The 25,998-nt window shown below is 59.1% G+C and carries 23 protein-coding genes and 1 tRNA gene; 12 read left to right on the top strand and 12 right to left on the bottom strand.

Going from position 1 to position 25,998, the window contains the following annotated elements; genetic code table 11:
• Positions 1-16 precede the first annotated feature (16 nt).
• Positions 17-1,243 (bottom strand): alanine racemase, encoded by a 1,227-nt coding sequence (alr, locus tag AACX78_RS14655; protein ID WP_159166647.1) that lies wholly within the window; start codon positions 1,241-1,243, stop codon positions 17-19.
• 191 nt (positions 1,244-1,434) lie between these two features.
• On the opposite strand from alr, the gene AACX78_RS14650 reads away from it, so the two are divergent.
• Entirely contained in the window at positions 1,435-1,875 is a 441-nt protein-coding gene (locus tag AACX78_RS14650) for a methyltransferase family protein (protein WP_159166646.1), read from the top strand.
• An 82-nt stretch (positions 1,876-1,957) separates the two neighbouring features.
• Here the strand turns inward: AACX78_RS14650 and AACX78_RS14645 are convergent, their stop codons facing one another.
• The 4 genes from AACX78_RS14645 to AACX78_RS14630 all read right to left on the bottom strand — a co-directional run bounded on the left by AACX78_RS14645 (position 1,958) and on the right by AACX78_RS14630 (position 5,724).
• The gene (locus AACX78_RS14645) at positions 1,958-3,217 is read right to left on the bottom strand and encodes a dicarboxylate/amino acid:cation symporter (protein ID WP_059112229.1); all 1,260 of its coding nucleotides are present in this window, start codon (positions 3,215-3,217) and stop codon (positions 1,958-1,960) included.
• Between the two features lie 204 nt (positions 3,218-3,421).
• Positions 3,422-3,916 (bottom strand): CC0125/CC1285 family lipoprotein, encoded by a 495-nt coding sequence (locus AACX78_RS14640; protein ID WP_234593193.1) that lies wholly within the window; start codon positions 3,914-3,916, stop codon positions 3,422-3,424.
• 147 nt (positions 3,917-4,063) lie between these two features.
• Positions 4,064-4,140: transfer RNA gene (locus tag AACX78_RS14635), tRNA-Pro, on the bottom strand.
• A 240-nt stretch (positions 4,141-4,380) separates the two neighbouring features.
• Entirely contained in the window at positions 4,381-5,724 is a 1,344-nt protein-coding gene (locus AACX78_RS14630; protein ID WP_005314854.1) for a dihydroorotase, read from the bottom strand.
• Positions 5,725-5,803: 79 nt separating this feature from the next.
• On the opposite strand from AACX78_RS14630, the gene AACX78_RS14625 reads away from it, so the two are divergent.
• Positions 5,804-6,679, top strand: a complete 876-nt coding sequence (locus tag AACX78_RS14625) for a 6-carboxytetrahydropterin synthase (protein WP_058395424.1) — start codon at positions 5,804-5,806, stop codon at positions 6,677-6,679.
• 71 nt (positions 6,680-6,750) lie between these two features.
• Here AACX78_RS14625 and AACX78_RS14620 read toward each other — a convergent pair whose 3' ends face one another.
• Positions 6,751-8,763: a methyl-accepting chemotaxis protein gene (locus tag AACX78_RS14620; RefSeq protein ID WP_011898620.1), complete on the bottom strand. Its 2,013-nt coding sequence runs from the start codon at positions 8,761-8,763 to the stop codon at positions 6,751-6,753.
• A 250-nt stretch (positions 8,764-9,013) separates the two neighbouring features.
• Between AACX78_RS14620 and hinT the strand changes: the two genes are divergently transcribed.
• From hinT to AACX78_RS14570, 10 genes are all read left to right on the top strand, one after another.
• On the top strand, positions 9,014-9,364 hold the full coding sequence (gene hinT / locus AACX78_RS14615) for a purine nucleoside phosphoramidase (RefSeq protein ID WP_005314859.1): 351 nt from the start codon (positions 9,014-9,016) through the stop codon (positions 9,362-9,364).
• On the top strand, positions 9,364-10,788 hold the full coding sequence (locus tag AACX78_RS14610; protein ID WP_201302862.1) for a COG3014 family protein: 1,425 nt from the start codon (positions 9,364-9,366) through the stop codon (positions 10,786-10,788). Before hinT ends, AACX78_RS14610 begins: the two co-directional genes overlap by 1 nt.
• Positions 10,789-10,862: 74 nt before the next feature.
• Positions 10,863-11,261, top strand: coding sequence for a YcfL family protein (locus tag AACX78_RS14605; RefSeq protein ID WP_159166645.1), 399 nt, complete (start codon positions 10,863-10,865; stop codon positions 11,259-11,261).
• Complete coding sequence (gene lpoB / locus AACX78_RS14600) at positions 11,261-11,857, top strand: penicillin-binding protein activator LpoB (RefSeq protein ID WP_005314873.1); 597 nt, start codon at positions 11,261-11,263, stop codon at positions 11,855-11,857. Before AACX78_RS14605 ends, lpoB begins: the two co-directional genes overlap by 1 nt.
• Entirely contained in the window at positions 11,847-12,680 is an 834-nt protein-coding gene (locus AACX78_RS14595) for a phosphotransferase (RefSeq protein ID WP_159166644.1), read from the top strand. Before lpoB ends, AACX78_RS14595 begins: the two co-directional genes overlap by 11 nt.
• Before the next feature lie 3 nt (positions 12,681-12,683).
• Positions 12,684-13,541, top strand: coding sequence for a DUF6279 family lipoprotein (locus AACX78_RS14590; protein WP_159166643.1), 858 nt, complete (start codon positions 12,684-12,686; stop codon positions 13,539-13,541).
• 105 nt (positions 13,542-13,646) lie between these two features.
• Positions 13,647-14,120, top strand: coding sequence for a hypothetical protein (locus tag AACX78_RS14585; RefSeq protein WP_159166642.1), 474 nt, complete (start codon positions 13,647-13,649; stop codon positions 14,118-14,120).
• A gap of 158 nt (positions 14,121-14,278) precedes the next feature.
• The gene (gene secD, locus AACX78_RS14580) at positions 14,279-16,081 is read left to right on the top strand and encodes a protein translocase subunit SecD (protein WP_159166641.1); all 1,803 of its coding nucleotides are present in this window, start codon (positions 14,279-14,281) and stop codon (positions 16,079-16,081) included.
• A 115-nt stretch (positions 16,082-16,196) separates the two neighbouring features.
• The gene (secF, locus tag AACX78_RS14575) at positions 16,197-17,111 is read left to right on the top strand and encodes a protein translocase subunit SecF (protein ID WP_170946506.1); all 915 of its coding nucleotides are present in this window, start codon (positions 16,197-16,199) and stop codon (positions 17,109-17,111) included.
• 433 nt (positions 17,112-17,544) lie between these two features.
• Positions 17,545-19,437, top strand: coding sequence for a M6 family metalloprotease domain-containing protein (locus AACX78_RS14570; protein ID WP_236556340.1), 1,893 nt, complete (start codon positions 17,545-17,547; stop codon positions 19,435-19,437).
• A 196-nt stretch (positions 19,438-19,633) separates the two neighbouring features.
• Here AACX78_RS14570 and nuoN read toward each other — a convergent pair whose 3' ends face one another.
• From nuoN to nuoI, 6 genes are all read right to left on the bottom strand, one after another.
• Entirely contained in the window at positions 19,634-21,097 is a 1,464-nt protein-coding gene (gene nuoN, locus AACX78_RS14565; protein ID WP_058395413.1) for an NADH-quinone oxidoreductase subunit NuoN, read from the bottom strand.
• 58 nt (positions 21,098-21,155) lie between these two features.
• Positions 21,156-22,676: an NADH-quinone oxidoreductase subunit M gene (nuoM, locus tag AACX78_RS14560; RefSeq protein ID WP_159166640.1), complete on the bottom strand. Its 1,521-nt coding sequence runs from the start codon at positions 22,674-22,676 to the stop codon at positions 21,156-21,158.
• A gap of 62 nt (positions 22,677-22,738) precedes the next feature.
• Complete coding sequence (gene nuoL / locus AACX78_RS14555; RefSeq protein ID WP_159166639.1) at positions 22,739-24,586, bottom strand: NADH-quinone oxidoreductase subunit L; 1,848 nt, start codon at positions 24,584-24,586, stop codon at positions 22,739-22,741.
• The gene (nuoK, locus tag AACX78_RS14550) at positions 24,583-24,891 is read right to left on the bottom strand and encodes an NADH-quinone oxidoreductase subunit NuoK (protein ID WP_005314891.1); all 309 of its coding nucleotides are present in this window, start codon (positions 24,889-24,891) and stop codon (positions 24,583-24,585) included. Before nuoK ends, nuoL begins: the two co-directional genes overlap by 4 nt.
• Positions 24,888-25,439, bottom strand: a complete 552-nt coding sequence (gene nuoJ, locus AACX78_RS14545; RefSeq protein WP_058395411.1) for an NADH-quinone oxidoreductase subunit J — start codon at positions 25,437-25,439, stop codon at positions 24,888-24,890. Before nuoJ ends, nuoK begins: the two co-directional genes overlap by 4 nt.
• 10 nt (positions 25,440-25,449) lie before the next feature.
• Positions 25,450-25,992 (bottom strand): NADH-quinone oxidoreductase subunit NuoI, encoded by a 543-nt coding sequence (gene nuoI / locus AACX78_RS14540; RefSeq protein WP_058395410.1) that lies wholly within the window; start codon positions 25,990-25,992, stop codon positions 25,450-25,452.
• Positions 25,993-25,998: the final 6 nt, after the last annotated feature.

The raw sequence follows: 25,998 nt of genomic DNA, 5'->3' as shown, positions 1-25,998 counted from the left end.
GTGAGATTGTCACATCTTAGCGTTTGATCTTCTTGGGGTTGGTGTAGCCCCAGATGGTGTACATGTCCGCCAGTAGGGCACCGTTGTACTCCTCGAGATCGGCCTGTTTCACTTCGGCCTCACCCTGACGGCCAAACAGCACCACTTCATCACCGGGTTTCACCCCTTTGAGATCGGTCACGTCCACCATGATGGTGTTCATGGAGGTCTTGCCCACCACAGGTACCTTCTGACCCTGGATCAGTACATAGGCCTTGTTGCTGAGCGCACGGCGATAGCCGTCGGAGTAACCGAGCGGCAGGTTGGCGAGCAGGGAGTCACGCTTGAGGGTAAAGGTGCGGTCATAGCCGACGGAGTTGCCTGCCGGATAGTGGTTGACCGACGCCACCTGGGTCTTGAATGCCATCACCCGCTTGTATTCGGTGTAGGAGGGGATGGAGTCGCCGTAGATGAGGCCGCCCGGGCGCACCATGTCAAAGTAGGCTTCCGGCACTTCCAGGGTGGCGAAGGAGTTGGCCGCGTGGATGGTGAGCTTGCTGCGATCCAGCTTGCCCGCCTCGATCAGCCACTGGGAGTCCAGCTTGAACTGGGCCAGCCCCATCTTGACGTCCTCTTTCTCCTCCACCGGGAAGTGGGTCATGATGCCGACCGGGGTGATCCCCTTGAGTTTGAGCATGGCCAGCGCATCTTGCTTGGAATCGGCCAGACGCAGGTCTAGGCCGTTGCGGCTCATGCCGGCGGAGTTGAGGCCAATATGCACCGGGATCCGGGTATTGTGGCGCAGGGCGATGTCGGAGATCCCCTGAGCACTCACCAGGCTGCCAACCAGCTCTTCCAGCTTGTAGGGCAGGGCCTGTTCCACTTCGACAGGAGTGGCGGCGCGCACCCGCATCAGGCGACCGGTAAAGCCCTTCTCGCGAGCGACGCGGGCCTCTTCGTTGCTGGCGATGCCGATACAGGGGATCTCGGCCTTGATGACGGAGGGAACCAGCAGATCGATGCCGTGACCGTAGGCATCCGCCTTCATGATGGCGCAGATCTGCGGGCCCTTGTCTCCGAGGCGGGTCTTGAGAGTCTGCAGGTTCTGTTCAAACGCGGTCAGGTCTACTTCCAGCCAGGCGTTGCTGGCGGTTTGTACTTCGCCGTTGCGATGATCGCTCGCCTGCGGCAGATAGGGGGCTGCGACGGCTTGACCGGCCAGCAGGCCCAGGATCAAGGTGGCCAGCAGTGTCTTCTTGTGCATGGGGTGATTCCTTTTTTATTGTTGGCGTTGAGGTGCATGACGACCTTATGACGGTCTTTGTCATGCAGATGGGATAGAGTGTAGCCAAGGCATTGTTATTGTTATGAACTTTGTCAATTTCCTGCGGCATTATTCCCGTGGGAAGTGTATCGCAAGGTGTCGATTGTGGCACGTCTCATGGGAGCCAGTAGATGAGAGATCTGGAGTGTCGTGTGCCGCCTGTCCTGCTGTTTGGCATAGTGGTGCTGGCCATGGTGTTGGGGGGCGGTAGCGGGGAGGGGTGGACAGAGCTGGCCCTGTTGCTGACGGTGGTCGGCAGTGTATTCGGTTTTGGCGGCGTGCTGCGCTTTCGCCAGCATGGCACCACCGTCAGCCCAACCCGGCCGTCGCAGGCCAGCGTGCTAGTGACCACAGGGCTTTATCGGCTCAGCCGCAATCCCATGTACCTGGGGCTGCTCTGCTGGACAATGGCGCTGGCCTGCTATCTGGAGGGCATGGGGGTCTGGATCGGGCCCTTGGTGCTGTGGGGCTGGTTGAATCGCTTTCAAATCGTGCCGGAAGAGCGGGCCCTGCAGGCTCGCTTCGGTGAGGCGTATGCAGAGTACTGCCGGCGGGTTCGTCGCTGGTGCTGAGCCGCGGGACACACTGAAAAAACGCAGATAAAAAACGGCCCGCATCAGCGGGCCGTTCTGCTTTTCGGGGGGGAGCGGAGGATCACGCCTTGGCGGTATCGACCTCACCCAGAGGTTCGGTTTCCCCCAGGCTGTCTTCGGTCTTGGCCACCACGCTGGCGGCGATGGCATTGCCCAGCACGTTGGTGGCGGAGCGGCCCATGTCGAGGAAATGGTCGATCCCCAGCAGCAGCAGAATGCCTGCCTCCGGGATGTGGAACTGGTTGAGAGTGGCAGCGATGACCACCAGAGAGGCGCGTGGCACACCGGCCATTCCCTTGGAGGTGACCATCAACAGCAGTAGCATGGTGATCTGCTGAGCCAGGGAGAGCTCTATGCCATAGGCCTGGGCGATGAACATGACCGCGAAGGTGCAGTACATCATGGAGCCGTCCAGGTTGAAGGAGTAGCCCATGGGCAGCACGAAGCTGGCGATGCGCTTGTCACAACCAAACTTCTCCAATCGATCCAGGGTTTTGGGGTAGGCAGCTTCGGAGCTGGCGGTGGAGAAGGCGAGCAGTATGGGTTCGCGGATCATGGCCAGCAGGGTCAGGATGCGGCGGCGGATAAACAGACTGCCCATGGCAATCAGCAGCAGCCAGAGGCAACCCAGCGCCAGATAGAATTGCGCCATGAAGGTGCCGTAGGTGGCCAGAATGCTCAGACCTTCCTTGGCGACCATGGCTGCGATGGCACCAAATACCGCGAACGGCGCAAAATTCATCACGTAGCCGGTTACTTTCAACATGATCTCGGCGCCGCTGGCCATCAGCTTGACCACCGGCTTGGCGGTATCGCCCAAGGCGGCGGAGGCCAGTCCAAAGAAGAGGGAGAACACCACTATCTGCAGGATCTCGTTGGTGGCCATGGCCTCTACCACGCTTTTCGGTATGGCGTGGGTGACAAAGTCCTTGAGGGAGATGGCGGTGACGACCACACCTGAGCTTGCGGTATCATCCGGCAAGGAGAGAGAGAGGCCCACGCCCGGTTGCAGCAGGGTAACCATCACCAGTCCCAGTGTCAGGGAGAGCAGGGAGGCTAGCATGAACCAGCCAAGGGTCTTGGCGCCGATGCGACCGACGGTGCGGGTGTCGCCCATCTTGGCGATGCCGACCACTAGCGTGGTGAAGACAAGGGGGGCGATGATCATCTTGATCAGACGCAAAAAAATGTCGGTCAGTATGGTGATATCGTCGGCAAAGCCTGCGGCCTGCTCCGGGGCGAACACGCGATAGCCTTGACCAGTGAGGATGCCACATAACATCGAAATGATGATGGCAGCCGTCAATTTATTCATTTTCATGAGGTGGTCCCAGTTTTGATAAGTGCAAAGCGTTTTGAGTGGCAGGGGTGCCACTTCAGTCCGTTTTTGTGATCCGGGCCGTAGATTCCTGACAGCCGGTGTGCTTGCAGCATGCCTAATTCGGGGGGGTAAATCCAGCGTCTTGCATCAGTGTTTTATGCTGTCGTTAGTTGTATGTGATATGGATCTTGCATTTTATCGATATTAATCGCCGTTTATTTTGATGTTAACAAGATATTTGGCTTCCATGCACTGTTCGTGTAAGGGCTGATGCAGCAGGGTAAAAATCAGCAGGGCCGAGGTGGTGTGTTGCACCTGCATCTGTGCCAGGAAGAGGTCCGGTTCCTCTTCATCAAAGCCGAACACGGGGCGCGAGGGGGTGACCCTGACCGCATCGCGCTGCAGCGTCAGTTCGTTCACCTCAATCCACTCATAGCCCCGGCTTTGCGCCATCTCGCCCGCGCGCTTGAGCACATACTTGCGAGCCGTTTCCCGGTCGATCAGATCGTTACCGACAAACTCCAGCTGCCACTTGTCGGGGCCAAGTTGTGTCTTTGAGAAGCCGGTCCGGCCGTTCCAGAATGACTTTTCGCTGTGATAGGAGGTGGCACAGCCGCCCAGTAGGGTGCCGAACAGGCTGACGACAAGCAGCAGAACATGCAGGGGTGAGCAAAAGGAGAGGAGGAGCGGACGTTGCATCTCGATGGCCGGTTGGCGAAACACCTTGTCACTACAGCACAAACCGATCAGTGAGACAATCGTCGCTCAGGTCATCAACGGGCAGTGCCAGAGACGCGGCACAAAAGAAAAGGCCTTGTCGTTTGACAAGGCCTTTACCGGGGAATTTGGTCGGTGTGAGAGGATTCGAACCTCCGACCCTCTACACCCCATGCAGATGCGCTACCTGGCTGCGCTACACACCGACGGAGTCAGCTCGGCTGACGGGGGCTGAGTTTATGGAGATGCTTCGACCCTGTCAACAGGGGAAATCCGGCTCTGAGACTGTTTGCCTGCTTTGCGAGCAATTGACGCTCAAAGTGCCGCCACAGTGGTTGAATTCGGCCATCGAGAGCGCATTTCAGGGGGCGTTGTGACGCATTTTTCAAGACACCATAAAAAAGCGGCCGCCCTGGGGGCGGCCGTTTGCATCAGTGGTGACCGGATCAGCGGTTGAAAGTCAACCGCTTGCCCAGCACCTGATCGGTGACCTGGCCGTTTTGCCAGGCGATCTGGCCATTCACCAAGGTCATCTCCACCGTGCTGTGGAAGCGGTAACCGTTGAAGGGTGACCAGCCACACAGGTAGAGCAGGTTGCTGTCGTTGACCACATAGGGCTTGCCCAGATCCAGCAGCACCAGATCTGCGAAGTAGCCCTCACGAATGTAGCCGCGATCTTGCACCTGGAAGCGCTCGGCTACCGCGTGGGATGTCTTCTTGACGATAGTCTCCAGTGAAAACACGCCGTTGTGGTAGAGCTCCAGCAGGGCCAGCATGGAGTGCTGCACCAGAGGGATGCCGGACGGCGCCTTGAAGTAGCTGTTCTGCTTCTCCTCCCAGGTGTGGGGGGCGTGGTCGGTGGCAATGATGTCCAGCACGTCGTTGCGCACCGCATCCAGCAGGGCGTGTTGGTCGGCGGCTGTCTTCACCGCCGGGTTGCATTTGATCTGGCTGCCCAGAGTGTCGTAATCAGCCTCGTTGAAGAAGAGATGGTGGACGCATACCTCGGCGGTGATGTTCTTGTCTTTCAGCTCGCTGAGATCATGGCTGGCGGTAAAGAGCGACAGCTCCTTGGCGGAGGTGAGGTGCAGCACATGCAGCTTGGCACCGTACTTTTTCGCCAGACCCACCGCCATGCTGGAGGACTTGTAACAGGCTTCGTCATTGCGAATGCGGCCGTGTTCGCGCATCGGCACATCTTCGCCCCACTTGGCGCGGGCCTCGTCTTCCAGCACCTTGATGGAGGGGGTGTCCTCGCAGTGGGTGACTATCATCACAGGGCTCTCGCGGAAGATGGCGGCCAGTGTCTCCTGATTGTCCACCAGCATGTTGCCGGTGGACGACCCCATGAACACCTTGACACCGCAGGACTGCTTGGGATCGAGGCGTTTGATCTCGTCGAGGTTGTCGTTGGTGGCGCCGAGATAGAAGCTGTAGTTGGCGGCGGAGGAGTTGGCGGCTATCTGGTATTTGGCTTCGAGGGCGTCGAGGGTGGTGGTCTGGGGATTGACGTTGGGCATTTCCATGAAGCTGGTGGTGCCACCTGCCACGGCGGCCCGGGATTCACTGGCGATGGTCCCCTTGTGGGTCAGGCCAGGTTCCCGGAAATGGACTTGATCATCGATCATGCCGGGGATGAGGTGGCGGCCTGCCGCATCGATCACAACGGCATCGGGCGCCTCGATATGGGGGGCGATCCGGGCGATCCGTTCCCCTTCAATCAATACATCAGAGGCGTAGATGCGGCCTTCGTTGACCAGGGTGGCATTCTTGATAAGCAATTTGTTCATGGGGGAGTCCAGTTCCTTTGTCAGTGATCGCGGGTCATAATATCGCAAACTGTACTTTCTCTGTAGCAAGGTCTGACTGATGAAGTTATTTGTAAGAGATTTGACCGTGATCGACTCCAGCTACCTGTGCGAACGCCGCGGCATGGTGGGGGAGAGCTGGCTGGTGGACGTCGAGATGAGCGGCGAGCTCAACGAGATGAGCATGTTGCTGGACTTTGGTCGGGTGAAAAAGCTGATCAAGTCGATCATCGACGAAGAGGTGGATCACAAGCTGCTGGTGCCGGCCGAGTGCGCCCTGATCCATGTGGCGCATCTGGAGGGGGAGGAGAGCACGGTCGATCTGCTGCGCCCCCAGGGATCCATTCACTTGCGCTGCCCGACTCAGGGCTTTGCCTTCATACCGGCGCCCCAGGTCGATAAAGAGTCCGTCACCCGCTACCTGCTGGCGGTGTTGGCCCAGCGTCTGCCCGGCAACATCCGGGATCTGTCGGTGACCCTGCGTCAGGAGCAGATCGACGGTGCCTTCTATCACTACAGCCACGGTCTCAAGAAGCACGATGGCAACTGCCAGCGGATCGCCCACGGCCACCGTTCTCCCATCGAAATCCATGTGGATGGGATGCGTGACGGTGAGCTCGAGCTGAACTGGGCCGAGCGCTGGGCCGATATCTACCTTGGCACCGATGAAGACAAGGTGGACGTGAGCGAGCTGAACTTGAGCGATGTCGCCCGGGCCCAACTGGGTGAGCAGCATCTGGGATTCAAGTATGTGGCCCCCCAGGGGTTGTTTCAGCTCGCCATGCCGGCGGCCGAGGTGGAGATGATCGACACCGACACCACCATAGAGCTGCTGGCGTGCTACATAGCCCGTGAAGTGAAAAAAGCGGTGGGTGACAAGTTTGTAAAGGTCGTGGCCTATGAAGGGGTCGGCAAGGGCGCCATCGCCTACGCCTGATCCCACCGCACTGCCACCAGATAAACAAGGCCCCGCCAAGAGCGGGGCCTTGTTGTTTCAGCGAGAGAGATTCAGGCGCTGAGCTTGAAGCGCTTGACCAGATTCTCCTGCTGCTCGGCCAGGGCGTCCAGCTGCTGGCTGGTCTCGGCGACCCGTTCAATGCCCTGATAGTTGAGATCCGAAATATCCGAGATGCGGTTGAGGTTGGTGGCGATGTCGGCACTGGTCGCCTGCTGCTGCTCGGCGGCGGAGGCGATCTGGCTCGACATGTCGCTGATGAGCACCACTATCCCCTGCACCTCCTCCATGGCGGTATTGGCGTGGGAGCTCTGATCCACGCAGCTGTCCATCTCGCGGGAGCACTCCTGCATCACTGTCACCGCCTTGGCGACCCCCTGCTGCAGGTTCTCGATCATGGTCTGGATCTCGCTGGTGGACTGGGCGGTGCGCCCCGCCAGACTGCGCACTTCGTCGGCTACCACGGCAAAGCCGCGGCCCTGCTCGCCGGCACGGGCGGCCTCGATGGCGGCATTGAGGGCCAGCAGGTTGGTCTGCTCGGCGATACCGCGAATGACGTCGAGGATATTGCCAATCTGGCCACTCATGGCGCTGACATCGCCAATCACCTTGCCGGTCTGTTGCAACTTGCCTGCCAGCTGATGGGTGGTGGTGATGTTGCCCGCCATCACCTTACGGCCGGTCTCGGAGGCTTTCTCCACGTCCTGTACCCGCTCCAGGGTCTGGTTGGCGGCCTGGGCCACTTCCCTCACCGAGGCTTCCATCTGGGTCATGGCGGCGGCGACCGAGGCGGTCTCCTGGCGCTGTGTTTCCAGATCCGCCCGCACCGATTCCGTGGTGTGGCGATTGTCGTGGGCGGCGCTATTGAGCTGGGTCGAGGCCTGGGAGAGCTGGGTGAGCACATCCCCCATCTGCTGGATCAGCAGGTTGACCTGGCTGCCGAGCTGGCCGAACTCGTTTTGGCTCTTGAAACCGACGCGCTGTGTCATGTCCCCCTGGGTCACTTCGGTCAGCACCCGCAGCAGCTCCTTGAGGGGGCGGCGTATGGCTTTGCCCAGGGTGTAGGCCACCAGGATGGCGATGAAAATGGCGATGGCGATGCTGATCCCCTGGGTCAGGGTGCTTTGGGCCTGCACCTTGCCGGAGGCGCGAATGCTGTTGTTCATCAGCTGCTGGCTCTGATCGGTGATCCCTTCCAGTTTGCTCTGGATGCTGACGATGAGCTTGCTGGCCTGCTTGCTCTCCTCGCGCATCCGCTCCTGCTGCTTCATCAACGCCAGGTATTGGGCAAGCACCCCTTCGCTGGCCGTGGTGTCGCGCACGAACCCATGGACGTAGTGCCCCATGTTGTTGTCGAAATCCTTGAGCTCCCCCTGCAGATCCTTGATGGTGCTGTTGAAGCCCTCGATCTGCATCTTGTTGCGTTTGAGCGCCGCCTCTATGGGGGCGGGGATGCTCTGGTTGAGCGCATCCATGGTGGAGAGCTCGATGGCGGAGAGCTTGGTGGTCAAGGTCTCGGACAGCATCTTGATGAAGCTGTCGTCGATGGTGATCATCATGTCGCCGAGGTTTTTCTTGAACTGGGGCAGACTGACCTGAAACTGCCCCTTGGCCTGGTTCACCTTGTGCAGACGGGTGAGCAGGGCCTGGTGTTCGGTGGGTAGCGTCCCGGTCAGCTGCAGATAGTCGCTGACCAGTTTGGTCAGTGTTGCCATGTCACCCTGCAGTTGCGGGTGCGCCGCGGCCTGCTGGCTGAGGGTGGCGAGTGTCTTGTCGACCTGGGCCTTGGCCTGTTGCAGCTCGGCCACTTCGGCCGGGATCTGCTTGGGATCCTGCTCGGTCAACACGTCTGTGAGCCATTTGTTGGCGCTGAGCAGGCTGATCTGGGTCTGGCTGCTGGCGATCACCAGCGGCATGGATTGCCGGGTAACCTGATCCAGCGCCTGATTGAGCTCGCTCTGGCTGCGAAAGGTGAGTACCGAGGTCGCCGCCATCACGGCCACCAGAATGGCAAAGCCTAAATAGACTCTCTGCAAGATGGAGAGGTCTGACATGGATTGTTTCATTATTGTCCCGCTGTATATGCAAAAGTCCCTTGCCTGAATACCCCGTCCATTTGATACCCTGCTATCACCCTGGGCGAGCGACGTCGGCAGACGTCCTCCGGCTATCGGTATTTTTAACAATAACTGAAGAGAATGGGACAACGGCTGTGTCAAATATCGGCTTGTGTCACACTTGACCGGCCCTGACGGCAACTTTGGGAGCCGCTTGAGGTGGGTTTAGAATTTTCTTTTTCATATAAGGGAGTTATCCATGGCGCAAGAAACCATTTTCAGCAAAATCATCCGTAAAGAGATCCCCGCCGACATCCTTTATCAAGACGATTTGGTGACCGCATTCCGGGACATTCAACCCAAGGCCAAGACCCATATCCTGATAGTGCCGAACGTGCTGATCCCCACCGTCAACGATGTAGAGCCCGAGCATGAGCTGGCCCTTGGCCGCATGTTCACGGTGGCACGCAAGCTGGCTGCCGATGCCGGTATCGCCGAGGATGGCTATCGCCTCATCATGAACTGCAACCGCCACGGCGGGCAGGAGGTCTACCACATCCATATGCATCTGGTGGGTGGTCAATCCCTGGGGCCGTTGCTCTGCCTGTGATGAGTCCGTTTCCCCGTCTGGCCGGTCTGTTGCTGGCCAGCACCCTGCTGGGGGGTTGCGCCTCCCAGTGGCAGGATATGTTCGTCTCCTATTCCGATCAGATGGTGCCCCTGCGCAACCAGCTGCTGCTGGGACATGCCGCCGAGGCCCTGCCCGAGGTGCGTGAATCCACCCTGGGTGATGACACCTATGTGCTGGACCGGCTGGAGCAGGGGCGCATCGCCTGGCTGGCCGGGCAGGATGCGGGCAGCAAGCAGGCCTTTGCCGCCGCCGACAGCCGCCTCGAGTGGGAAGACAATCAGGCCGAGTATCGGCTGAGCCAGGGCCTGAGTCAGGCGGGCAGCCTGCTTACCAACGATCAGAGCATGGCCTACCTGACGCCGGATTATGAGCGCACCATGCTGCATCACTATCTGGCGCTGAATTACCTGCAACGGGGGGATGCCGACGGTGCGCTGGTGGAGGTACGCCGTGCCAACCAGGTGCAGGAGCGGGCCCTCAAGGCGCGAGCGGGGGAGGTAAGCAAGGCCCGGGAAAAAGGTGCCGAAGCCAGCACAGATCGCAATATGCGCCAGCTCATGTCGCGCGGGGCACCGGATCTGGATCGGCTGATCGGCAAGGTGAAAAACGGTTTTCAGAACGCCTACACCTTCTATTTCTCCGGCGTGCTCTATGAGGCGGCCGGGGATCTCAACGACGCCTGGGTCGACTATCAGCGGGGTTACCAGATAGCGCCGGACAACCAGAGCCTGCAGGACGCCTTGCTGCGCCTGGCACGGCTGCGTGGCTCGCCGGATGAGCTGAAAGAGACCGAAAAAAAGGTGGGCCGCAAAGCGCCGCTGCTTGCCAAGGATCAGGGTCAGCTGGTGGTGTTGTTTGAAGATGGGCTGATCCCGGCGCGGCGGGAGCTGTTCCTGCCGCTGCCCATTTCTACCTCCAGCGGTGATTTTCGTACCTTTACCGTGGCCGTCCCCTATTACGACAATAGAGCCAGCCAGACCGGTCCCCTTGTGGTCTCGGTTGGCAAGCGAATCGAGCAGACCAGCGAGCTGGTGCGATTGGAAGCGCTGGCCGCCAAGGATCTGCAGGAGCGATTGCCGGGCATGCTGACCCGTCAGGCGCTGCGGCTGGTAGCCAAGGAGCAGTTGAGGCGCACAGCCGCGAAGGAGGGAGGTGATGTGGGCAATATTCTGGTGGGCATCTTCAACACCCTTTCTGAGCGGGCCGATACCCGCAGCTGGCTGACGCTGCCTGCTCAGGCATCCAGCTGGCAGGGCATGCTGCCGGCCGGTGAGGTGCAACTCACTCTGGGGGCGGGCAGCACTGTGCGCACGCTGCCGCTCACCGTTCACAGCGGGCGTACCACCCTGGTGTGGGTGCAGCGGCTCGGCGCAGGCCTGACTACCCGGGTGATGCCGCTCTAGGCACTCACTCAAACGACAATGACACCCATGACTGATCGGTTGGGCCCCTGTGGCCGCCGGCTAAGGAGATCAAGATGAAAGCATACGGGTTGGCCCTGGGGTTGGTTATGCTGCTGGCAGGCTGCGCCACCAATACGTCCGGCGTGGCGCTCTATGGCGCAGCGGGCGCGGCACCTGTGCAGGAGCAGCATCAGAACGTCAATGTGACCCTGACCGAGCTGAGCCGGCGCGAGCAAAACGGCCTGCTGCAGGTCAATGTGGCCGCTGCCAGTACCCAGCGTGGCGATAACAAGCTGCAATATATGTTCTATTGGTATGATGAGGCGGGGCAGGAAGTGGCCAGTGATGGTCGCGGCTGGACGCCCATCAAGCTCCACGGCTATCAGAGCCGCACCCTGCCTGCTCTGGCGCCGAGCCCGGCCGCTCAGGGATACCGGATTTATGTACGCGAAGTGATTGAGGAATCCAACTGATGAAAATGAATCATGCCCTGCTGATATTGAGCGGCGCCCTGCTGCTTGGCGGCTGTTCCAGTACCACCGTCAGTTATGGCGACCCCACCGAAACCGAGACGGTGACCGTGGATTACGGCTCATCGGATCTGCAGGCCATTGCCGACAAGATGGCGGATTCCATGCTCGCTTCACCGGCGACCAGCGAGATCACTGCAGGTGGTCGTCCCGTTATGTTCATGGACTCCATCCGCAACAAGACCTCGGAGCACATCGATACCGAAGCCATCACGGATACCATCCGCACCAAGTTGCTGCGCGTTGGCAAGTTCCGCTTCGTCGACATGAGCAAGGTGGCCGCGGTCAAGCAGCAGCTTGAATACCAGCAGAGCAGCGGCATGGTGGATCCTGCCTCCATGGTACGTCTGGGCAAGCAGACCGGTGCCCGCTACATGGTCTATGGCAACCTCAGCAGCATCGTCAAGGACAACGGCAAGGTGAAGGACGTCTACTACCAGATGACCATGAACCTGATGGATCTGCAAAATGGCGAACTGCTGTGGGCCGACCAGAAAGAGATCCGCAAACAGGCGAAGAAATCCACCTTTGGCTGGTGATCTGGCAGAGCTCGAGCTGCTGGCCAGCCTGCCAGTCCCCTGGTGCTCGGGACGGCTGGAATCTCTGGCCAGTGGCCTGACCAACTGCAACTATCGACTGCGCCTCCCCTCGGGGCGCAGTCATTTTTTGCGGCTTGGTCACCCCGACCCCTATCGGCTCGGCATCGACAGAGCGACAGAGTGGCAGCTCTATCAGGGCGCCATGGCACAAGGGCTGGCGCTGCCCTGCCACCACAGCGATCCTGCCAGCGGTTTGATGTTGCTGGACTGGTGCGACGAGCCAAACTGGGCCGAGGCGCCACCCCCCCTGGCCGAGCAGCCCGGCCTGCTGGCTGAGGTGCTGGTGCGACTGCACCGGCTGCCGGTGCCTGCCGTCGTGATGGCGGTGCGGGCTCATGCCGCCGGTTATCGCGGCCGTCTGGCCCGGATCCCTGAATGGTTGCCTGCGCTGGAGCGTGCGCTGCTTGCCAGCCGCGAGCCTGACGACTGCTGGCTCCCTTGCCATCACGATCTCAATCCGGCTAATTTGTTGGGGTCGCGCCCCTGGGTCATCGACTGGGAGTATGGCGCCGCCGGTCACCCCGGTTTCGAGGTCGCCAGCATACAGCGCACCCACGGTTGGGATGACGAGCGGCGAGCGGCACTGGAACAGCGCTATCTTGAGCGGGCAGGGAGGACGCTGGGAGCCAAGGGCTTTCAGAGTCAGGCCTTCCTGCCCTGGGTCGATTACATTGGCCTGCTGTGGGCCCTGCTGATGGCCGAGCAACAAGCCGAGCCTGATTATCAGGCCCTGATCGACATGAATCGTCAACGTTTGGAGTAGTGCATGATGACCACCTTTTCCTGGCGTCAGCCCCGCAGCTGGAGTCTGTTGTTGCTCTGCCTGCTGCTGGTGGGCTGTTCTACCCGCGTTGTCTATTACTGGCTGGACGTGGCCATCGTCTGGCAGCTGGATGACTACTTCTCGCTGGATCGTGGCCAGAAGCGCTTGCTGGATCATGAGGTCAAAGGGCTGATGGCCTGGCACCGTCAGCACGAGGTGCCCCGTTATGCCGATGATCTCGATGCCCTGGCCAAGGCGGTTGCGAGCCCCATGAGCCCGGCGCAGGTTTCCCGCCATCTTGATGCGGCCCAGCAGAGCCTGACCCGCACCCTGGAGAACACGGTTCCCCGTGCCGTTCGGCTGGCCCGCACCCTGACCGAAGATCAGGTGGCCATGTTCATGAAGGACAGGCTCACCCGTCAGGCCGAGCGGGAGCATGACTTTGCCCGCAAGCCCAAGGCCGAGATGCTCAAGGAGTTCACCGACAAGATGAACGAGCGACTGGTGTTCTGGATTGGCGAAGTGAAACCGGCGCAGGCGCCTTTGGTGGCGCAGTGGGTGGAGTGGCAGTATGAGCTGCAAGCCCCCTGGCTGGAGTTCCAGACCGCCTGGACCAAGGAGCTTGCCCGGCTGATGAAGCAGCGCCAGAGCCCGGACTTCGGTGCCCAGCTCACCGCCCTGTTGCAGCAGGGGGATGGGCTCATGGATGGCCGTTTCACCGGCTACACGGATCAATCCCGCCAGCGTACCGTCAACTGGCTGAGCGCCCTGAGCCAGTCGCTGGATATCTCCCAGCGCACCCATCTTTACTCCCTACTCAAGGACTATGCCCGGGACTTTAGAAAGATGTCCGAGGGGTAAGCGCAGGGGGACATTGCAAGGTCAGCGCGGCGATGCGCCTTGCCGCCTTGTCCTTGGCGGGCCTCTGTGGTAGTTTGACCTTTCTGTTATTTGGGAATTAACTTTTTGAGCCTGCTGGACAAAGTGAAACTGACGCTGATGACACTGCTCATCTCGCTCACTCTGTTGCTCTCTACCGTCTCGGTGGAGGGGTTTGAGGTATCCGCTCATCCGTCTGCCAGCCAGCATACTCAGGTGATGAATGATTCTGGCACAGGCGAGCCGTCAGACAGCTCGCGGGCGCTCCACAGTGCCAGTGACAGCGATGACGGCATCGTCAAATTTGTCGGCTCCCACCAGAATCACCTGTTGCGTCTAGAGCACTCCCTGCGTAGCGATAGTCAGCCCGGCAGCGTTGTTTACGAGCTGATCATGAGCTGGTCGCAGCAGGCGATCCTGTTGCTGCTGTGCGGCCTGCTGTTCTACGCTGTCCTCTACTCCCCCAAAAACAGTTTTCGCGACCGCTTTGCCACCATTCATCGGCACAGGTTGCAACGCCAACACCTGCAATATCGCTTCTCCCAGAGCTATCTCGCCTGATCCCGATGGGGTCCGGTCTTACTGCACAGCCTCATCGCCTCCCGTAAAGCCTGCTCACCGCGCGTGAACAGGCCCACTGTCTCATTTGTATTTTCTTGCGTGCCGTTCACCTTTTTGGTGTGCGTGCCCGCCGCCTTCTCCTGACAGAGGCTTTTGCCATGAGAAAAAAGAGTCGTATCACCCTGAACCGCATGAGCAAGTGGCAGTACGCCCTGCTGCTGCTCATGCTGTTCACTTTCGCGTTTTACTCCCTGCCTACCTTCTTCGGTGAGCAACCCTCACTGGGCCTGCACGGCCAGACCAGCCTGACAGAAGCGCAGCGCACCCTGCTGGCTGAGAACCAGATAGCGCCGGTCAAACAGGTACAACAAAAAGAGCGGGTCGAACTGGTGTTCAGCAGCCAGTCTGAACAGCAAAGGGCCAAGCAGCTGCTGGAGCAGCAAGGCTATGACAGCGCCGCCCTGACCCTGGAGTTCTATTCCAATGCCCCGACCTGGATCAGCCAGCTCGGCGCGGCTCCCATCAAGCTCGGGCTGGACTTGCGTGGCGGCTCCCAGCTGCTGATCGGGGTCGATCTCAGCTTCGTGGTGGACAACCAGACCAGAAACCTGGTGGACATGCTGCGCAGCCAGTTCCGTGAAGCGCGCCTGCGGGGCGCCAACGTGGCCCGGGTGAGCGAGGGTGAGGTACGGGTCATACTGCCCGAGGTGGCCGACCAGGCACCCTGGCTCAACATCATCAAGGATTCTGCCGGTACCCGACAGGATCAGTGGACCCTCAATCGCAGTGGCAACGAGCTGCGACTGGTGATGAGCGAGGCTGAGCGCAGCCTCTTGGCCAACAACGCCGTGACCCAGAACCTGTCGATCCTCAAGAAACGGATCAACGAGCTCGGCATCGTCGAAGCCTCGGTCCAGCGTCAGGGCCAGGATGGCATTCGCATCGAGTTGCCAGGGGTACACAATCCCAAGCAAGCCAAGGAAGTGATAGGCGCCACGGCGTCACTCGCCTTCTATCAGGCCCAGCCGGAGAGCCGCTTCTTCATGGCGGATCGCAACGGTCAGGCGGTCGGCATGGCGCGCAAGCCGGTACTGACCGGTGAGCACATCGTCGATGCGCGGGCAGGTATGGGGGAGATGGGACAACCCCAGGTGAGCATAGTGCTCGACACCCTGGGTGGCAGCAAGATGAACCAGTTCAGCCGCCAGCACGTGGGCAGCGCCATGGCCACCGTCTTCACCGAATACAAGACCAATACTCAGGGCAAGCTGCGTGCCCAGAGCGAAGTGATCAACGTCGCCACCATACAGACAGCCCTTGGCAACCAGTTCCGCATCACAGGCCTTGCCAGCGTACCCGAAGCCCAGGAGCTGGCGATGCTGCTGCGGGCTGGTGCCCTCACAGCGCCGCTGAAGATCCTGGAGGAGCGCTCAATCGGGCCGACCCTGGGGCTGCAAAATATCGAGGCTGGCTTCACCGCGCTGGCGTTCGGCATGGCGGGCATGATGCTGTTCATGATGGCCTGGTATCGCAAGTTTGGCTGGGTTGCCATCACGGCGCTCATCGCCAACCTGCTGATGCAGGTGGGCATGCTGGCCGTGCTGCCAGGAGCCGTACTGACCCTGCCGGGGATCGCCGGCCTGGTGCTCACGGTCGGCATGGCGGTGGATACCCACGTGCTCATCTTTGAGCGGATCAAGGATCGCCTGCGTGAAGGGGGTAGCCTTGCCAATGCCATCGACTTTGGCTATCGCTCGGCGTTTCGCACCATTTTCGATGCCAACATCACCACGCTGATCTGTGCCGTTGTGCTCTACTCCATCGGCTCTGGCCCGCTGCAGGGCTTCTCCATCACCCTGATCCTGGGCCTCATCTCCAGCATGGTGACCGGTATCTGGGGTACTCGCGCCATCATAAACCCCTTGTGGGGCAAGAGCAGCGCCAAGCTGCTGAGGGTGTGACCGTGACCCCTGCATTTACTCTGTGCCATAGCGCCGCGCGTTCGAGCCTGCTCCGCGCCTGCGTCACGCGCTTCCGGTTGGGAAGCCCGAGTCAGCTGTTGTCGAGGATAAAATTATGTTGAGAATGATCGTTGCCATGGGCTTGACCCGCTGGCGTTACATTGGATTATGGATTTCCGTGTTGCTGACAGTGGCGAGCATAGCCGTGCTGGCCATCAACGGCCTGGAGCTCGGACTCGACTTCACCGGCGGTATCTTGCTGGAGTTTCGTATCCAGACATTGAAAGAGGCCCATGAACTCAACGCCCTGCTGAGCGCGCCGCTGGCAGGGGCCATCGAACTCAATGGCGCTGGCATTCCGGGAGAGTGGCTCATCAAGCTGCCGCCCCACGAGCTGCCCTGGCCGGCCGAGGAGCTGGCGATCATGCTGGGTCAACAGCTCAACTTGCCGGTGGAGCTGCTGCGCACCACCATAGTCGGCCCCCAGGTGGGCGCCGAGCTGTTCCAGCAGGGGATGCTGGCGGTGCTGGTGGCCTCACTGGCCATCTCCGCCTACCTGGCGGTACGGTTCGAGTGGCGCCAGGCCATCGGCATCCTGATCTCTGTGCTGCACGATGGTCTGGTGGCGATAGGGCTGCTGGCGCTGTTCCACATCGAGTTTGACCTCAACGTGATCGCCGGCCTGATGGCGGTGATCGGTTACTCGCTCAACGACAGCATCGTCATCTCGGACCGGCTGCGGGACATCTTGAGCTCACGCACCAAACTCTCCATCTACGAGTGCTCGGACGTGGCGATCAAGGCGACCTTCAGCCGCACCATGATCACCTCGGGGACCACCCTCTTTACCGTGGGAGCTCTGCTGCTGTTCGGAGGGGATGCTTTGTTCGGCTTCGCCTTCACGCTGTTTACCGGCGTCCTGGTGGGTACCATCTCTTCCATTACGGTCGCGTCGACCGTACAGGAGCTGCTGGGACTCACGCCCCAGGCGTACCAGAAAAAAGAGGAAGAGCTGGCAGAAGCGGCATGACCTGACTCGCCAGCCTTTGCAGACAAAACGGGTTTTTGGGCAATGTGCTCAGGGGATCCAATCCTTGGCCCGTTTTGTGACAGGTGTGAATAACAAGAGGGAGGCATTGTGCCTCCCTCTTTGTTTATCTGGCGGGTATGACCCAGCGAGCTGGCCTGCTGTTTATCCAGCCTTGTGTTCAGGTACAGACATAGGGCATGTGCTGAAAGGCACTGCCACGGCCTGGGGGAGTGGCAAAGTCCCGAATAAGTGCAATGTCATGGGAATAGCGGGGCGCTTCTCTGATCTGGGATATAACCACAAAAAATGACATGGTTCTGTTTTAATTCACGTCGGTGAATGGTTACACACATCTCAGTTTGAAAATAAAATTTGATCCCTTGATGAACTGGATATAAGACTTATTCTGCACGGGACTCACAAGGAAGATAAAATGAAAAGTGGAAGAGCAGGATGGTTAAATATTTTAACCATCATAGGGTCAGTCATGTTCGCTGTTCAAACGAAAGCCGCAGTACCTTACGTCAACTATCATCACACGGTTACGCAGCCGGATGGTTCGACACTTGAGTTGATCCTCAATGGCTCAACTCTTTACGCAGATCAACGAACTAAAGATGGCTATCCGGTTATCTATGACAATACCCTGAAAGGTTACGCTTATGCCAAGCTTTCAGAAAATGAAGAGATGTTTGAGTCGACCGGAATTCTGGTTACCGAGTCGAATGGTATTAGCACCAGGTCCATACAGAAGGACACTGATATTCCTCAACATGCCAAGCGTTCTATCGTGCAACGTAACGCCAAGCAATTACAAGTTTTACAATATCAAGCCCAATCACCCAAAATCAGTGGTTTTGCCAGTCAATATGCCAATGTAACAGGTAATGTTCGAGGGTTGACCATATTGATTCAGTTTCCTGATGAATCCAGCTCTATTCCACCCAGTGAGGTCATCAACTACACCAACCAAATCGGTTACACAGGCCATGGAAATGCACAATCAATCAGGGACTATTTTCGTGCCGTGTCTGGTAATAAATTGGACTATACCAATACTGTGGTTGGATATTATACGGCCAAGAAATATAAGTCCTACTACACAGACCCTGCGATAACCTATGGTGCCAGAGCAAGAGAGTTGATCGTCGAGGCGCTGGATTGGCTTGAATATACCGAAGGCTTCGACTTTTCGACCATATCGAAAGATAGTAACGGCAATATTCGTGGTTTGAATGTGTTCTATTCTGGCAAGACTGGTGGTGGCTGGGCTCAGGGCCTATGGCCTCATCAAGGTGGCTTGAACCGCTGGTGTGCCGATGGGGTCTGTGCATCCAAATACCAGATCTCCAACATGGATAGCAATTTATCTATCGGAACCTTCATCCACGAGTCAGGACACCTGTTGTTCGGCTGGCCTGATCTTTACGATTACGATGGCAGTTCAGGAGGATCCGCTGGCTCGCACTGCATTATGGGATATGGCGGTGTAACCGGTAACAGACATAAAAAACCAGTTCCACCCAATGGCTACTTTCGCTCACTGAGTGGCTGGGAAACGATCACTGAGCTCAATCCTGCGGTTAATGGCAATGCACCTTCGGGGATATTGAGTCACCAGGCTAACAGCAATACACTATACCGCTGGTCCAACCCGAATAAAGCCGGTGAAGCTTTTTATATAGAGACAAGAACTCAGGCCGGGCAAAATCAGTATATGCCAGGTCAAGGTCTGATTGTATGGCATGTTGATCCTAATGGCTCCAATAATAATGAGTGGTATCCATATGTTCAGATGGAACATGCGGATGGAAATCGTGAACCAGAGAAAAATATTAATCTTGGTGATGCTTATGATATGTATCATGCTTCTGGGCAAGACACGTTTAGTGATACTCAACCCAATGCGCTGTCCAGTCGAGGAACCAACTCACGCTGGTGGAGTGGTGCTGATTCAGGATTGGAGCTGACGAATATTAGCGCTGTCTCAAGTCGAATGACGTTTGACATCGGTGGTCAGGGTAATTCAAATCAAGAAAATTACTCAGGTTATCTGAGTGGGAAGGGCGTTAGTCATATCATTCCGAATGGCAGCTGGTTTCAATATGATGGTGGAACCCTGTATGGTGTATTGAGTGGTCCCGGCAATGCTGATTTCGATTTGTCACTGGAAAAATGGCAAAACAGTACCTGGATATCTGTGGCAACATCCACCAGCGTCACCTCGAATGAAGCGATTAACTATGTTGCAAGCAGTGGTTATTATCGTTTTAAAGTTTATTCTTATAATGGTGAGGGAAACTATAACTTTACATTGAGAAAGTAGATTCTTGTCATAAACATAAAGGATCTTAATAAACACATTAATGGCATGTGTCGACTAAAGTCCTATTCTGAATCGGTTGGCTTCGTCTGCTGACAATCACATAAATCCGAAACCAGCCAAGCTGGTTTCGGATTTTTTCACATCTGGAAGATGGCCAATGCTGCCTGACACAAGGGGCATCGGCTATCAGGGCGGGTTAGCGCAAGACCACGTTCTGGAAGCCCTGCACCAAGCTGATGACCGGTTGGGGATAGATGCCCATGGCCACCACTATGATGGCGGAGAGCAGTACCACCAGTCCGCCCGAGGTGACGGCCCAGTCGCCCTTGGCATCACGCATCTGCATGCCGGGTTCACGCATATAGAGAGTGACCATGACCCTCAGGTAGTAGTAGAGCCCCAGGGCGCTGCCGAGCACTATGGCGCCGGAGAGCCACCACAGCCGGGCTTCGACCGTCACGCCAATAAGATAGAACTTGCCGATAAAGCCCAATGTCATGGGAATACCGGCCAGGGAGAGCATCATCACTGTCAGCACTGCGGTCAGGTAAGGGCGGTGCCAGAACAGGCCGCGATAGCTGTGCAGGGAATCCGCATCCTTGCCGCGATACGGGCTGGACATCATGCTGATGACGCCGAAGGCACCCAGGCTGGTGAACAGGTACATCAACAGATAGACACCGGCGGCTTCCACCGGTATCTGGCCGAGGCGGCTCGCCACCACTACTGCCAGCAGATAACCAAAATGGGCGATGGAGGAGTACCCCATCATCCGCTTGATGTTGGTTTGCAGCAGCGCCAGCAGGTTGCCGATGACGATGGAGATAACTGCCATGGCTGCCAGCAACCAGTGGATCATGGGATCCGCCGCCGCCGGTACCGCCAGATAGAATCGCAGCAGCACGCAGAACACGGCTATCTTGCTGACGGTGGCGAGGAAAGTGGCCACCGGCGCCGGAGCGCCTTCATAGACGTCGGGTGTCCAGAGGTGGAAGGGGGCGAGCGACAGCTTGAAACCAAAGCCGACCAGCATCAACCCGAGACCGCCCATCAGCAGTGGATGATGGGCGGGGCTCTGTGCCAGGGTCAGCCCCAGATCACTGAAGCTCAGGCTGCCTGCCTGGGCATAGAGCAAGGCCATGCCGAACAGCAGAAAGGCGGTGGCGGCGGCGGAGAGCACCATGTACTTGATGCTGGCCTCCAGCGAATGGCGCTCGCGGTAGGCGTAACCCACCAGACCGAACATGGGCAGGGTCAGCATCTCGATCCCGATGAACAGCGACGCCAGATGACGGGAGCCGGCCAGCACAAGCCCGCCTATGGTAGCGATCACCAGCAGCAGGTAGAACTCTTCCCGGTTGTCCGGATAACCCTTGAGCCAGGAGCGACCGAAGGTACAGGTTGCAAGCGCGCCGACCAGTACCAGTCCCATGTAAAAGATGGCGTAGCCATCGATCTGCAGCAGGGGAGTGATCCCTTGGTCACCCTGTGCCATGACGATGGGCAGGGAGAAGAGTGTCAGGTTCAGGCCAGTGATGGTGACGATGAAGGCGGTGTCGTCACAGCGTCGCCAGGCGATGGCCAGCATCAGGGCCACCATGGTCCCCGTGGTCAGCAGCAGGGGCAAAAGCGCCAGCAGTTGAGAAGCGGTGAAGGTCATTGCAGTGCTCCTGTCGTGTGCAAGAAAGGCAACAGGGTGGGCCGTTGAGAGGAAGATGTCATTGCAAGGCTCCTGCGGATGGCAGTGCGTACCAGTGCAGCACGCTCATCAGGCTGCTGCCAGCGGTATCGAGTATGGGCTGGGGATAGACACCGAGCAGCACCAGCAGGCCGGCTATGGTCATCATCATCACCAGTTCGCGGCGATCCAGCCCCTTGAGCATGGTGGTCTCTTTGGGCACACCGAAGCAGGCCCGTTGCAGCATGATGAGGGAGTAGACGGACGCCAGCACCAGCCCGAAGGTGGCGATGACAGTGATGACGGGGGCGACCTGGAAACTGCCGATCAGGATAAGGAACTCGCCGACGAAGTTGCCGGTGCCCGGCATGCCAAGGGAAGCCACCGAGAAGAACAGCATGACGCCGGGCAGGTAACGCAGTCGGCCCCAGAGGCCACCCATCAGGCGCAAATCCCGGGTATGCAGCCGCTCGTAAAGCTGACCACACAGGATGAAGAGGCCAGCGGCAGAGAGCCCGTGAGCAATCATCTGCACCACGGCACCTTGCAATGCCAGTTCGCTGCCTGAGTAGATGGCGATCATCACAAAGCCCATGTGGGAGATGCTGGTGTAGGCCACCAGCCGCTTGATGTCGGTCTGGGCAAAGGCCACCAGGGCGCCGTAGATGATGCCAATGAGACCCAGTGCCATGGCGTAGGGGGCAAATTCGGCAGAGGCCTCCGGAAACAGGGGCAGGGCAAAACGTAGCAGGCCATAGGCAGCGGTTTTGAGCAAGATGCCTGCCAGGTCAACCGAGCCCGCGGTCGGCGCCTGACTGTGGGCATCCGGCAGCCAGCCGTGCAGTGGCACCAGCGGCATCTTGACCGCGAAGGCGATGAAGAAGCCCAGCATCAGCAGCCACTGGACACCCGTGCTCATGGGCGTGTGGAGCAGATCCGCGTAGTTAAAGGTGAAGACGCCGGTGGCGGCATGGTGGGTCAGCACCAGACCCAGGATGGCGACCAGCATGATGAGGCCGCTGACCTGGGTGTAGATGAAGAACTTGGTGGCGGCGTTGATCCGTGACTTGCCATCGGTGACCGAATGGCCCCACAGCGCGATCAGGAAGTACATGGGAACCAGCATCATCTCCCAGAAGAAGAAGAACAGGAACAGGTCCACGGCCATGAAGACACCGAGCACGCCCCCCAGGATCCAGAGCAGGTTGAGGTGGAAGAAGCCGATGCGCTGCACTATCTCCTTCCAGGAGCAGAGGATGGCCAGCACCCCGATAAAGCAGGTGAGCATCACCATCAACAGGGAGAGGCCATCCACCGCCAGGTGCAAGGAGATGCCAAAGCGGGGGATCCAGGGCAGTTGCAGCTCGGCGGCCCAGACGGGCACGCCGGTCTGGTTGATCAGGGTGAAGTCACCGCTCCACCAGATGGCGCAGGAGAGCAACAGGCAGGCGCTCATCGACAACAGGGCAACCCAGCGTACGAATTGCTCACCAAGGCGCTCCATCTGCCAACAGAGCAGACCGCCGATGAAAGGAATTAACAAGATCCAGAGTAAGGTCACGATATCAGCTCTCGTTTATGTGCGAGTAATGGTACTAGTCCGCGTTCAGGGGCCGCATGGGATCAGCCAAGCAGCAACAGAGCCAGGATCAGGGTGGCACCCATCCCCATGGAGGCGGCATACCAGCGCAACTTGCCGGAAACGGTCCAGACCAACAGTTGGTGGCCGCGCTGTGCCAGCCAGGCGGGCAGGTTCATCATCCAGTCCAGCGGGTCCTTGCCAAGCAGTCGGGTCCCCAGCAGATAGGGTTTGACCCACAGCCGTTCATACAACCAGTCAAAGCCCCAGGCATTGAACCAGAGGGTGCTGAGCAGACGGCCCGGCGCGCTGGATGCAATCTTGTTTGCCAGGCGTCGTTCGCCGAGGAACAGGAAGGCCGCCAGGGCGATGCCTGCGATGGCAACAATGCCGGAGACGATCTCCAGGGTATGGCGACCCGCTTCGATATTGTCTCCCGGCCCGGCTGGCAGTACCCCGGCCAGTGGCGGCACTATCAGGGCCCCAATACCTGTGGAGAGCACCAGCAACACCAGCAGCGGCAGCTGGTGGGCCAGACCGTGACCGGCATGGGCTTGCGTCTGCACCTTGCCGTGGAAGGCGATGAAAATGAGGCGGAAGGTATAGAGCGAGGTCAGGAAGGCGCCCACCAGACCCGCCCACAACAGGGTGGTCTGGCCGGATGCCTGCACCTGCCAAAGGATGGCGTCTTTACTGTAGAAACCGGCGGTCACCAGCGGCAAGGCAGCCAGCGCCGAGCCCCCCACCAGGAAGCAGGCATAGACCAGCGGCAAGCTTTTGCGCAGGCCACCCATCTTGAAGATGTTCTGCTCATGGTGGCAGGCAACGATGACGGCACCGGCGGAGAGGAACAAGAGCGCCTTGAAGAAGGCGTGGGTCATCAGATGGAAAATGGCCCCTTCCCAGGCACCGACCCCGAGGGCCAGAAACATGTAACCAATCTGGCTCATGGTGGAGTAGGCGAGGATCCGCTTGATGTCGGTCTGCACCAGGGCTGCGAAACCGGCCAGCACCAGAGTAATGGCACCGACCAGCGCCACCAGATGCAGGATCTCGGGGGCCAGCAGGAAGAGGCCGTGGGTGCGGGCAATCAGGTAGACACCGGCGGTCACCATGGTGGCGGCGTGGATGAGGGCCGAGACCGGGGTCGGGCCCGCCATGGCATCCGCCAGCCAGGTTTGCAGCGGCAGCTGGGCAGATTTGCCGACCGCACCGCCCAGCAACATCAGGCAGGCCAGGGAGAGGGCAGGGGAGCCCTCGGCAAACATAACGGGGGCGCGTACCAGCAGCTCGTGGATGTTGAGGGTGCCCAGCTCCCGGTAAAGGATGAAGAGGCCGATGGCGAGGAAGACGTCGCCAACCCGGGTCACCACGAACGCCTTGAGGGCCGCCGCGCCGTTTTTACGATCCTGGTAGTAGAAGCCGATCAGCAGGTAGCTGCACAGCCCCACCCCTTCCCAGCCGAGGTAGACGAACAGCAGGTCATCGGCCAGCACCAGAAACACCATGCTGGCGATGAAGAGGTTGGTATAGGTGAAGAAGCGGGAATAGCCCTCTTCCCCGCGCATGTACCAGGAGGCGAACAGGTGGATGAAGAAACCCACCCCTGTCACTACCCCCAGCATGGTCAGCGACAGGCCGTCCAGTGCGAGGCGGAAGCTGGGACTGAAGTTGCCCACTGCCATCCATTGCCACAGGGTCTGGGTATAGACGCCGCCGACCGGCATGGCAGTGAGGAAATCGACGCCGACCCACAGGGTGGTGAGGGCCGACAACCCTATGCTGCCAACCCCAATCAGGGCCGAGGTGCGCTCGCCGAAACGGCCGATGGAGAAGGCCAGCACCAGCCATCCCAGCAGCGGAAATAGAAACGTCAGGTATAAGAGGCTCATCCGCGCATCTCGCTCACAGTGTCCACGTTGAGGGTGTGGTAACGACGATAGAGCAGCAGTAACAGGGCGAGGCCGATACTGGCCTCCGCTGCCGCCAGAGAAATCACCAGTATGTACATGATCTGGCCATCGGCCTGGGCCCAGCGGCTGCCTGCCACCACAAACGCCAGCGCCGAGGCATTCATCATGATCTCGATACTCATGAGAATAAACAGCAAGTTACGGCGGATCAGCAGACCGCATAATCCGATGCAGAACAGGATCGCAGCCAGTAGAAGGCCGTGTTCCATTGGAATGCCATTCATAGCGGTCCTCCTTCTTGTGACGAGCGGGATGAGGCGCGGGGGACAGAAAGCACTTCGCCGCTCTTGTCTTCACGACCCAGATGGTAGGCGGTCACCAGACCCGCCAGCAGCAGGATGGAGGCCAGCTCCACTGCCAGCACATAGGGGCCGAACAGGGCTATGCCCACCTCTTTCGCACTGACGTCACTCAGACCAAGCTGACCACCGGTCACGCCCAGGATGCCGTAGGCCAGAAAGCCGAGCAGGATGAGAGAGAGCAGGGCGGGGCCGCCCCAGGTCATGGGGGTGAGCCACTTCTTCTCCTGGGCCTGGGACGACCCCAGGTTCAGCATCATCACCACGAACACGAACAGCACCATGATGGCGCCCGCATAGACGATCACCTGCAGGGCGCCCGCGAAAGAGGCTCCCAGGCAGAAGAAGATCATGGCCACGGCGATGATCGAAATGATGAGATTGAGCAGCGCATGCATGGGATTGCTGGTGCTGATCACCCGCAGCGTGCTGTAAACGGCGACCAGGGCCGCGGCATAAAATGCCAGTTCCATGATTGACTCCTCAGGGCAGCAGGCTTTTGACATCGATGGGTTTGGCTTCGTGCTCGGCATCCCCTTTCGGCTTGCCGTCGATGGCCATCCCGCTCATGCGATAGAAGTTGTAGTCCGGGTATTTGCCGGGCCCGCTGATCAGCAGATCTTCTTTCTCGTACACCAGATCCTGGCGGCGGTATTCCCCCATTTCGAAATCCGGCGTCAGCTGGATGGCGGTAGTGGGGCAGGCTTCCTCGCACAAGCCGCAGAAGATGCAGCGGGAGAAGTTGATGCGAAAGAACTCGGGATACCAGCGGCCATCGTCGCGTTCGGCTTTTTGCAGCGAGATGCAACCGACCGGGCAGGCCACTGCGCACAGGTTGCACGCCACGCAGCGCTCGTCACCGTCCGGATCACGGGTCAGTACGATACGACCACGGTAGCGGGGCGTGCTATAGACGGATTCCTCCGGATAGCTCAGGGTCTCGCGGGGACGCCAGGCATGGGAGAACACCATGCCCAGGCTACGTAACTGGGTGCCGACACCCTTTATGATGTTAATGATTTTCATAGTCGT

Source organism: Aeromonas sp. 9A (assembly GCF_963900955.1).
Classification (GTDB): Bacteria; Pseudomonadota; Gammaproteobacteria; order Enterobacterales; family Aeromonadaceae; genus Aeromonas; species Aeromonas salmonicida.
The sequence above is the reverse complement of the archived record's forward strand: the minus strand, read 5'-3'. Positions and strand labels throughout refer to the sequence as shown.